Raw genomic sequence first — 10542 nt, 5'->3', positions numbered from 1 at the left:
TTCACCGCCGAACCCCGCACCACCGCCAACACCCGATGCCCACGCCGACGCGCATCCGACAACCGCTCCACCAACAACATCCCCGCACCCTCGGCCCAGCCCGTACCGTCAGCCGCATCCGAGAACGCCTTGCACCGGCCATCCACCGCCAACCCACGCTGCCGCGAAAACTCCACGAACATCCCTGGCGAAGCCATCACCGTCACGCCACCCGCGAGCGCCAGGTCGCACTCGCCCCGGCGGAGCGCCTGCACCGCCAGATGCAACGACACCAACGACGACGAACACGCCGTATCCACCGACACCGCAGGACCCTCAAGCCCCAGCGCGTACGAAATCCGACCCGACGCCACGCTTCCGGACGTCCCGGTGCCGAGGAAGCCGCCCATGTCGGCGGTGGCCTGCCCGTTGCCGTAGTCGTGGTACATCACGCCCGCGTAGACACCGGTGCGGCTGCCGCGCAACGCGTGGGGGTCGATCCCCGCCCGCTCCAGCGCCTCCCACGACGTCTCCAACAGCAACCGCTGCTGCGGATCCATCGCCACCGCCTCACGCGGAGAGATCCCGAAGAACGCGGCATCAAACTCCCCCGCCCCGTGCAGAAAACCCCCCTCCCGCACATACGACCTGCCAGGGGTGCCAGGCTCCGGGTCGTACAACCCCGCGACATCCCAGCCCCGGTCCACCGGGAACCCCGACACCGCATCCGTCTCCGAGGCCACCAGATCCCACAAGTCCTCCGCGGACCCCACCCCACCGGGGAACCGGCACCCCATCCCCACGATGGCGATCGGCTCGTGCGCCTGCTCCTCCGCCTGGCGCAGCTTCTCCTGCGTCTCGTGGAGCTCCACCATGGCGCGGCGGAGGTAGTCCCGAAGCTTCGCCTCGGAGGTGGCGGAGCCGTTTGCTGAGTCGGAGTCGTTGGTGGACACAGTTCTCCTGAGATGGTCTCGTGGTGCGGTCGTCGCCTCAGAGCGCTTGCGTCGGCAGGGTGTTCACTGCCGGAACCTGCTGTTCACTGCCGGAACTTGTTGTCGAGCAGGTCAAACAGCTCGTCGTCGGTCGCCGTTCGCAGGCGGTTGCCCACCGCCTCGTCCGGGCGGTCGGAGCGGCCGGCTCCGGTACCGTCGGTCACTGCCGGGCCGCCGTCGGCCGGTCGCCCCGGTACGGCCAGAGTCGCGAGCAGGGCTTCGAGCCGTCGGGTGACACGGCCCCGCACCTCGTCGTCGACCACTGCTTCCGGTGCGCCGTCCAGTTGTTCCTGGAGCCGGTCGAGGGTGTGGAGTACGGCTGTCTCGGGGCCGGGCAGTTCGCGGTCCAGGAAGACCGCGAGTGCCTGCGGGGTCGGTTGGTCGAAGACGATGGTGGCGGGAAGGCGCAGGCCGGTGGCTGCGGCGAGCCGGTTGCGGAGCTCCACCGCCGTGAGCGAATCGAGGCCCAGCTCACGGAAGTTGCCGTCCCTGGTGACGGCCATGGTGTCGCCGTGCCCCAGCACCGCCGCAACCTCCGTACGGATCGCCTCGGCGAGTACGGCCGCCCGTTCGGCGCGGGATGCTCCGGCCAGGCGTTCGGCGAGCGCGGCTGTGCCCCGCCGGTCGGCATCGGGGGCGTTCGTCCCCGCCGTGGAGGACGCGGACGTGGAGGACGCGGACGTGGAGGACGCGGACGTGGAGGCAGGGGCGGCGAGCGAGCGCAGCACCTCCGGGATCCGCTCGGCGTCGTGCGCGTGCAGCGCGGCCGGGTCGACCCGTACCGGCAGGAGGACCGCGGCGTCCCCCGGTCCGGCAAGCACGGCGTCCAGCACGGCAAGCCCCTCGGCCCGGTGCAGGGGAACGATCCCGGTGCGCCGCAGGCGGGCCGCGTCCACGTCGGTGAGGGTGCCGGCCATGCCGCTGTCCCACGGCCCCCAGGCAAGGGAGACGGCCGGCAGTCCCTCGGCCCGGCGGCATACGGCGAGCGCGTCGAGGTAGGCGTTGGCCGCGGCGTACGTGGACTGGCCGGCGCTGCCCAGCGTCGAGGCGGCTGAGGAGTACAGAACGAAGGCGGACAGGGGCAGGTCCCTGGTCAGTTCGTGGAGGTTCCAGGCCGCGTCGGCCTTGGGGCGCAGTACACCGTCCAGGCGCTCGGCGCTCTGCGCGGTGACGACGCCGTCGTCCAGGACTCCGGCGGTGTGGAGGACGGCAGTCAGCGGCCGGTCGGCGGGGATGCCGTCGAGTACGGCACGCAGGGCGTCGCGGTCGGCCGCGTCGCAGGCCACGACGTCGGCGCGGGCTCCGAGCGCGGCGAGTTCCTGGACGAGTTCGTCCGCGCCGGGCGCCGCGGGCCCGCGCCTGCTGAGCAGCAGCAGGTGGCGTACGCCGTGGGCGGCGGCGAGGTGTTTCGCCGCCATCGCGCCCAGGCTTCCAGTGCCGCCGGTGACAAGTACCGTGCCCTGCACGGCCGTTGTGCCTTGCGCGGATGCCGTTCCCTGCTCGGATGCCGTGCCCTCCGTCGTTACCGCGTCCTCCGCGGTCGGCCGGGCCGGTGCGGGAGTGGTGGAGCCCGCGCGCACCAGGACGGCCTGGACCAGTGCGGGCCGCAGCAGGACTCCGTCACGGACGGCCGACCGGCCGCCGAGGGTGGCGGCCTCGGCCAGGGCGTGCCGGGAGGCGGGGGCCCCGTCCGTGTCCACCAGGGTGATGCGGTCCGGGTGTTCGGCCTGGGCGGAGCCCAGCAGTCCCCAGACGGCGGCGGCTGCCGGGTCGACGCCGCCGTCCCCCGTGTCCACCGCACCGCGGGTGACGAAGGTCAGTGGCCCGGGGCCAGGAGACGCGTGGTCGTGGTGTGCGCCGTCGACCCACCGCTGGACGAGGGTGAGGGCCCGCCCGAGCGTGTCCCGCACCACATCCGGATGTGAACCCGATGAGCCACCCAGGTCCACGAGGAGCGGAACGCCGTCCCGTTGGCTCTCCTCGGCCGCCTTGGCGAGCAGTTCCTCGTCGGTGGCGTCGGCCCAGCGCACGTGGAAGTCCTCGGGGCCGGGCGCGAGCCCGGTCGGGGACTGCCCGCCGGGGCGGGCGCTCCAGCGCAGCCGGTGCAGCGGCAGCTGTGCGGCACCCGCGGCGGCGAGACCGTCGGTGTCGGGGCGGCGCAGGGCGAGCGCGTCCACCGTGAGGACGAGCCGTCCGGCGGTGTCGACGGCCGTGAGCGCGACGGCGTCGGTGCCTGCTACGCCGGGGGCGGCGGTGATGCGTACCCGCAGGGCGTCGGCGCTCGGACGGTGCACGCGGGCGCCGGTCCACGAGAAGGGTACGAGCCCGTGCTCCAGGCCGAGTCCCGGTGCCGCGGCGTGCAGCGCGGCGTCCAGGAGAGCGGGGTGGACGGCGTAGCGGCCGGCTTCGTCGGCGTACGCACCGGGCAGCCGGACGTCGGCGAAGACCTCGGTGCCGCGGCGCCAGGCGGCGGACAGACCGCGGAAGGCGGGCCCGTATCCGATGCCCGCGGTGGCGAAGCGCTCGTACTCGGCCGAGATGTCGAGGGGTACGGAGTTCTCCGGCGGCCAGGTGGTGCCGAAGGGCGACCGATCAGTGGGCGGTTCGTCCGTGCCGCCGACGGTGCCGGAGGCGTGGCGCGTCCAGCCGCCGCCCCGCGGTGCCGAGGCGTCCGAGTAGATCCGCAGGGTGCGCTCACCGTGTGCGTCCGGGGCTCTCAGCGTGACGCGCAGCCGTACCGTCGCGTGCCGGGGCAGCACCAGCGGCGTCTCCAGGGTGAGTTCGGAGACGGTGCCGGGGACGGGGCTGGCCGTGGCCATGGGCGCGTCGGCGTGCGGCGCGGAGGCGTGCGGCGCGGAGGCCTGCGGCGCGTCGGTGACGTGCTGGGCGAGTTCCAGCAGAGCGGTTCCCGGCACGACCGCCTGGCCGCGCACCGTGTGCTCGGTCAGCCACGGGTGGCTGCGGAGGGACAGGCGCCCGGTCCACACCGTGCCCTGTCCTTCGGGCAGGGGCACGGCGGCGGACAGCAGGGGGTGCGGGCTCGCGTCGAGCCCCATGGCCTCCGGGTCGGACGCCGCCGGCACGTCCAGCCAGTAGTGCTTGCGCCGGAAGGGATAGGTGGGCAGGGCTGCGGCCATCCGGGCGGCCTCCTCGGGGTGCTCCGGCGACGCCGTCGGCAGGGCTATTGCACCGTGGGCGTACACCTCGCCCACCGCGCGCGTCAGGGCGTCCGTCTCACCGTGGTTCCTGCGGAGCACCGGCACGGTGAGCGAGCGGCCCACGGGTTCCCGCGGGCCGTGTGCGGTGTCGTCGTCGAGGCAGGACCTGGCCATGGCGGTGAGCACCGCGTCAGGTCCCAACTCCAGGTAGGTGTCGACGCCGTCGGCGCGCAGGGCGCGGATGCCGTCGAGGAACCGCACCGGCTCGCGCACATGGCGGACCCAGTGGTCCGGGCCGCACGGATCAGCGGGAGTGCCGTTCTCCATGGTCAGGTTCGACATGAAAGGAAGCGTCGGCCGACGATGGCGCAATGCGCGAGCAACTTGTTCGAACTGTGTCAGCATCCCGTCCATGCGGGGCGAGTGGAACGCATGGCTGACGGTGAGCCGTTTGGTGTCCCGGCCACGCGACCGCCACAGCTCCACCAGGTCGAGCACGGCCTGTTCGTCGCCCGAAACAACCACGGACGAGGGACCGTTGACGGCGGCGAGTGAGATCTCCGTCTCCCGGCCCACCAGGTACGGAGCCAGCTCCGCCTCGCTCACCGCGACCGCGGCCATCGCGCCGCCGCGGGGCAACGCCTGCATGAGGCGGCCCCGTGCGGTGACGAGGGCGCAGGCATCGGCGAGGTCGAGGACTCCCGCGACATGAGCGGCGGAGATCTCGCCGACGGAGTGCCCCATGACCGCGTCCGGGCGTACGCCCCATTCCTCGGTGAGCAGCCGGAAGAGGGCGACCTGGAGGGCGAAGAGCGCCGGCTGGGTGTATTCCGTACGGTCCAGCAGCGCGGACTCCATGGCGGTTCCGGCGCCGTTTGCCGCCTCGGCCCCGGTCCGGACGGCGCCGGGGTCGACGTCGCCGAACATGACTGCGCGCAAGGGGAGTTCGAGGTACTGGTCCATCTCGGCGCAGACGGTGTCCAGGGCCCGGGCGAAGGCGGGGAAGCGGGTGTGGAGCTCGCGTCCGGCGCCCGGGCGCTGGCTGCCCTGGCCGGAGAAGAGGAAGGCGGTCCGGCGCTCCGCGGCGGCCTCGCCCGTGACGACGCGGGCCCCGGCGGCCCTCGGCTCGTCCGCATCCCGCCCGTCGGCGAGCGCGCGCAGTCCGCCCAGCAGCGTTTCGCGGTCCTTGCCGATGACGACGGCGCGGTGGCGGAAGGCGGTGCGGCGGTGCGCCAGCGCACTCGCCACGGCGGCCACGGGGGCCTCCAGGGCGCTCAGGTGCGTGTGCAGGCGCTCCGCCTGGTCCCGTAGCGCCTCGCGGTCCCGTCCCGACACGGTCCACATCACGGGGGCCGCGCGGCGGGGAGCGACGACCTCCGCCGTCCGCGCCCCTTCCGGGGCGGCGGCACTCTCCAGGATCAGGTGTGCGTTGGTGCCGCTGGCCCCGAAGGACGACACGCCGGCGCGCAGCGGTACCCCGTCGGCGCGAGGCTGCCACGGCACCGGGCGGGTCAGCAGCTCCACCGCGCCCGACGCCCAGTCGACGTGCGACGACGGCGTGTCCACGTGGAGCGTCTTCGGCAGCACACCGTGTCGCATGGCGAGGACCGTCTTGATGACGCCCGCGACACCGGCGGCCGCCTGCGTGTGTCCGAGGTTGGACTTCAGCGAGCCGAGCCACAGCGGCCGGTCCGCGGGCCGGCCGCGGCCGTACGTGGCGAGCAGGGCCTGTGCCTCGATCGGGTCGCCGAGCCGGGTCCCTGTGCCGTGCGCCTCGACCGCGTCGATCTGGTCGGGTCCCAGCCGGGCGTTGTCGAGCGCGGCCCGCACTACCCGCTGCTGTGCCAGGCCATTGGGCGCGGTCAGGCCGTTGCCCGCGCCGTCCTGGTTGACCGCCGAACCGCGGATGACGGCCAGCACGGGCCGGCCCTCGCGGTGGGCGTCGGAGAGGCGTTGCAGCAGGACCATCCCGGTGCCCTCGCCGAAGCCCGTGCCGTCGGCGGTGTCGGCGAACGCCTTGCAGCGTCCGTCCGCGGCGAGCCCGCGCTGGCGGGAGAAGTCGATGAGCATCGTCGGCGTCGACAGCACGGTCGCCCCGCCCGCGAGCGCGAGGTCGCACTCCCCCAGCCGCAGCGCCTGGGCGGCCAGATGGAGGGCGACCAGGGACGATGAGCACGCCGTGTCGATCGTGACGGCGGGGCCGCGCAGGCCGAGTGCGTACGAGACGCGGCCCGACGCGACGCTGCCCGCGCTGCCGTTGACGAGGTAGCCCTCCAGGTCGGCCGGCGCGCCGGCGCCCGGCCGGTGGATCAGCCGGGCGCCGTAGTCGTCGTACATCACACCCGTGTACACACCGGTGCGACTGTCCCGGACGGTCGTGGGGTCGATTCCCGCGCGCTCTAGGGCTTCCCAGGACGTCTCCAGCAGCAACCGCTGCTGGGGGTCCATGGCCAGCGCCTCGCGCGGGGATATCCCGAAGAACTCGGGGTCAAAACCGGCGCAGTCGTCGAGGAACCCGCCTTCACGGGTGTGACTGGTGCCCGGGGCGTCGGGGTCGGGGTCGTAGAGCGCCTCCAGGTCCCAGCCGCGGTCGGTGGGGAGCCCGGACACGGCGTCCGTCCCCGTTTCGAGGAGCCGCCACAGTTCCTCGGGGGTCGTCACCCCGCCGGGCAGACGGCAGCTCATCGAGACGATCGCGATCGGCTCGCGGGCGCTCTCCTCCAGCGACGTGAGTTGCTGGCGGGTGCTGAGCAGCTCGGCGGTGAGCCGCTTGAGGTACTCCCGGACCTTGTCGTCCCGGGTCCTGCCGTCCGGTGTGCCGGGGTGCCGGGCGTCCCCGCCGGGCGGCGCGCTCTGCCGGGCCTCGGTGTGCGGAACCTCGCTGCTGCTCACAGTTGCTCCTCGATGAAGGCCAAGAGGTCGTCGTCGCTCGCGGAGTCGAGCTGTTCCTCGACCGCCGCCCGCGTACTGGCCGGGACCCCGCCGGGCCGGGGGCTGCCGGTGGAGGCCCCGGATGCCGCTCGGGCGGCTCCGTCAGCTCCGCCGGCTGCGGCAGTTCTCCCGGTGCCGGCGGCTCCGACCGTGACGAGCGCGGACTCCAGCTGCCGGCGGACCAGCTCGCGCCTTTGGTCGTCCGCCGCCATACCCGCCACGGCGGCCAGCAGTGCTTCCAGGTTCGACAGGGCCGCGTCACCGGCGTCCTCGTCCCCGCCGTCCAGGCCGAGCTCGGCGCCGATGTGCTCCGCGACTGCTCGCGGTGTCGGGTGGTCGAACACCACCGTCGCGGGGAACCGCAGCCCGGTTGCGGCGTTCAGCTGGTTGCGCAGTTCCACGGACATCAGCGAGTCGAACCCGCTCTCGCGGAATGGCCGTCCCGGTTCCACCGCCTGAGGATCCGAGTGGCCGAGCACCTTCGCCACCCGGGCCCGCACCAGGTGGAGCAGTTCACGGCCACGGGCGGGCCCATCGAGCGCCGCCAGCCTGTCGGCGAGAGCCTCGGGCGTGACGGCCGACAGCCCGCCGACGCCCTCGGCGGACGTCGCGTGCCGCGAGGGCGCGGTCCGCGCCGCCGTGTGCCGCGCCGTGTCGGCCGGGAGCAGCGCCCGCAGGAGTACGGGCACTGCCTCGGGCCCGTTCTCGGCACGCTCCCGCCCCAGCGCCGCAAGATCCAGCCGCATCGGTACGAGCAGGGCCCGGTCCGAAGCGGGCGCGAGGGCGCGGTCCGAAGCCGGCGCGAGGGCGCGGTCGAAGAGCGCGAGCCCCTGCTCGTTCGACATCGGAGCGATGCCCGAGCGCCTCATGCGCCCCAGGTCCCGTTCCGCCAGGTGCGACGTCATGCCGGTGGCCTCGCCCCACAGGCCCCAGGCGAGCGACAGCCCGGGGAGCCCCTGGGCGCGGCGGTGGTGCGCCAGGGCGTCGACGAAGGTGTTCGCGGCGGCGTAGTTGCCCTGCCCGGGGCGCCCGAGGAGCCCGGCGGCTCCGGAGAACAGCACGAACGCCGCCGGCTGTCGGTCCGCGACGAGTTCGTGCAGATGGAGAGCGGCGTCGGCCTTGGACCGCAGTACGGAGTCGATGCGGTCCGGGGTCAGCGCTTCGACCGCGCCGTCGTCGAGGACGCCGGCCGCGTGCACGACACCGGTGAGTGGACGCGTGCCGGGGATGCCCGCGAGCACCGAGCGCAGTACGTCGCGGTCCGCCGCGTCGCAGGCGACAAGTTCCGGTTCCGCGCCGAGTTCCCGCAGCCCCGCGAGAAGTGCGTCGGCCTCCGGGGCGGACGCGCCGCTACGGCTCAGCAGAAGCAGGTGCCGTACGCCGTGGCGCTGCGCAAGGTGTCGTGCGAACAGTCGGCCCAGCATGCCGGTGGCGCCGGTGACCACGACGGTGCCGTCACCGAGTTGGGGGGTGCGGGGCGTCGCGCCGGGAGCACCCGGGCTGTCGCCGGAGGCAGGGTCGTCTGGAGCCTGGTGGCTGGTGGCCAGGTGGCTGGACGCCGGGTGGCTGGGAGCCGGGTGGCTGCTGATCGAGGCGGGCGGAGCCGGGTGGCCCGGGCCGGCTGACGTGCCGGTCGGCACCTGTGTTCGCGCCAAGGTCGGCGCGTACAGAACGCCCTTGCGTACCGCCAGCTGAGACGCTCCCTCGGCGATCTCCCCCAGGGCGGCCGGGATCGCCGCCGCGGACAGATCGTGGGCGTCCACGTCGATGAGCCCGAACCGTCCGGGGTGTTCGGACTGCGCCGAGCGGAGCAGTCCCCACAAGCCCGACCAGGAGAGCCCGGGGACGTCCTCGTCCACAGCGGCGGCGACCGCGCGTTCCGTCAATATCACGAGCCTGACGTCCGCGACCCGTTCGTCGGCCAGCCACTCCTGGACACAGGCCAGGCCCTCGTGCAGGACCGCCCGCACCTCGTCGGCGACGGGCCGGTCCGGCTCGGCACCGGGGCCGGGGCCGGGGCCGGGGCCGGGGCCGAAGGTGACCACGACGGCTTCCGGCGCGGCGCAGCCCTCGGCGAGATCCCGGCGCAGCTCGTCGAGACCCGTGTACTCGGTGAACCCGGCCGCTTCGGCCGCGTGGCCGAGCCGGGAACGGATTCGGTCGCCGCCGACCAATGCCCAACGCTCCGGCCGGCCGGCCGCTCGCGCACCGACTTCCCGCCACACGACCTCGTAGAGGGGAGCGGTGGTGGAGGCGCCCAGGGAGGCGGCGAGACGGTCCCGCTCCACGGGCCGCATGGCCAACGCGTCGAGGGAGAACACCGGGTCCCCGGCGGGGTCCACGGCCTGGCACGACAGCGTTCCGTCCGCGCCCCGGACCAGCCGGACACGTACCTCGTCGGCGCCCGACGCGTGCACGGTCATACCGCGCCAGACGAACGGCAGCAGCAGTTGGCCCGCGGGCACCTCGAACAGGCCGCCCGCCATCCACGGCTGGAGCGCGGCATCGAGGAGCGCGGGATGGACGGCGTACCGGGGGGCATCGGCCACCACCCGGCCCGGGAGCCGTACCTCAGCGAACACCTCGCCGTCCCGGCGCCAGACCGACCGCAGGCCACCGAACGCCTCGCCGTACTCGTAACCCAGCTCGGCGAACCGGTCGTACAACTCCGTCGGTTCGACCGGAACGGCGCCGGCGGGCGGCCACTCCGTGCGGGCCCAGGCCGCTGCCTCGCTGCCGACGTCGTCGCTGTCGGTACCGGTCTCCTTGTCGCCGACTACCTTGCTGTCGGCCCTGCCGGCCTGCGTGAGCCGCGCGCTCGCCGGGGCCAGCACGCCGACGGCGTGGAGTGTCCAGGGGTTCCGGTCCGCGTCCGCGCCGAGGCCGCCGGCACCGGAGACCGCAAGCTCGTCGGGCTTCGCGTGCACCGACACCCGGCACCTGCCCGACTCGTCGGCGTCCGCGACGCGCACCTGGATCTGTACCCCGCCGCGCTCCGGCAGGACCAACGGTGCGCGAACCTCCAGTTCATCAAGCGCCGGGCACCCTGCGACCGAACCGGCGTACAGGGCGAGTTCGACGAACGCGGTGCCCGGGAGCAGCGGAACACCCGAAACCGCGTGGTCGGTCATCCAGGCGTGCGAGGCGAGGGCCAACCGCCCGGCGAGCAGCACCTCGTCGGAGCCCGCGGGCTGGAGGGCGCCCCCGACGAACGGGTGCTCCTGCCAGGTCATGCCGAAGCGAGCGGCTGCGACATCACCGACCCCTGCGGGGGAGGTCTCGGCCCAGTAGTGGGTGCGCTGGAAGGGGTAGGTGGGCAGGTCGACCCGGCGGGTGGCGAGCCCGTGTGAGGTGTACGCGGCCTTCCAGTCGACGTCGACGCCTCGTACGAACGCTTCCCCCATCGATGTCCACACCCGGTGCAGACCGCCCTCGTCCCGGCGCAGTGTCCCCACCACGACCGCGTCCCCGGCCGTACTGCG

Annotated in this window: 3 protein-coding genes; all 3 read right to left on the bottom strand. The window is 73.9% G+C overall.

Features of this window, described 5'->3' with window-relative positions; translation table 11 throughout:
• Nucleotides 1–854, bottom strand: an 854-nt coding sequence (locus tag ABZX79_RS37470; RefSeq protein WP_355268436.1) for a polyketide synthase, incomplete at its 3' end; no start/stop codon positions are given.
• A gap of 161 nt (nt 855–1015) precedes the next feature.
• Nucleotides 1016–7021: an SDR family NAD(P)-dependent oxidoreductase gene (locus ABZX79_RS37465; protein WP_355268433.1), complete on the bottom strand. Its 6006-nt coding sequence runs from the start codon at nt 7019–7021 to the stop codon at nt 1016–1018.
• Nucleotides 7018–10542, bottom strand: a 3525-nt coding sequence (locus tag ABZX79_RS37460; protein WP_355268431.1) for a type I polyketide synthase, incomplete at its 5' end; no start/stop codon positions are given. The genes ABZX79_RS37465 and ABZX79_RS37460, both read right to left, overlap by 4 nt.

This window comes from Streptomyces sp. NPDC002994 (genome assembly GCF_040611155.1).
Lineage (GTDB): Bacteria > Actinomycetota > Actinomycetes > Streptomycetales > Streptomycetaceae > Streptomyces.
This window is presented reverse-complemented; position numbering and strand designations above follow the sequence as displayed.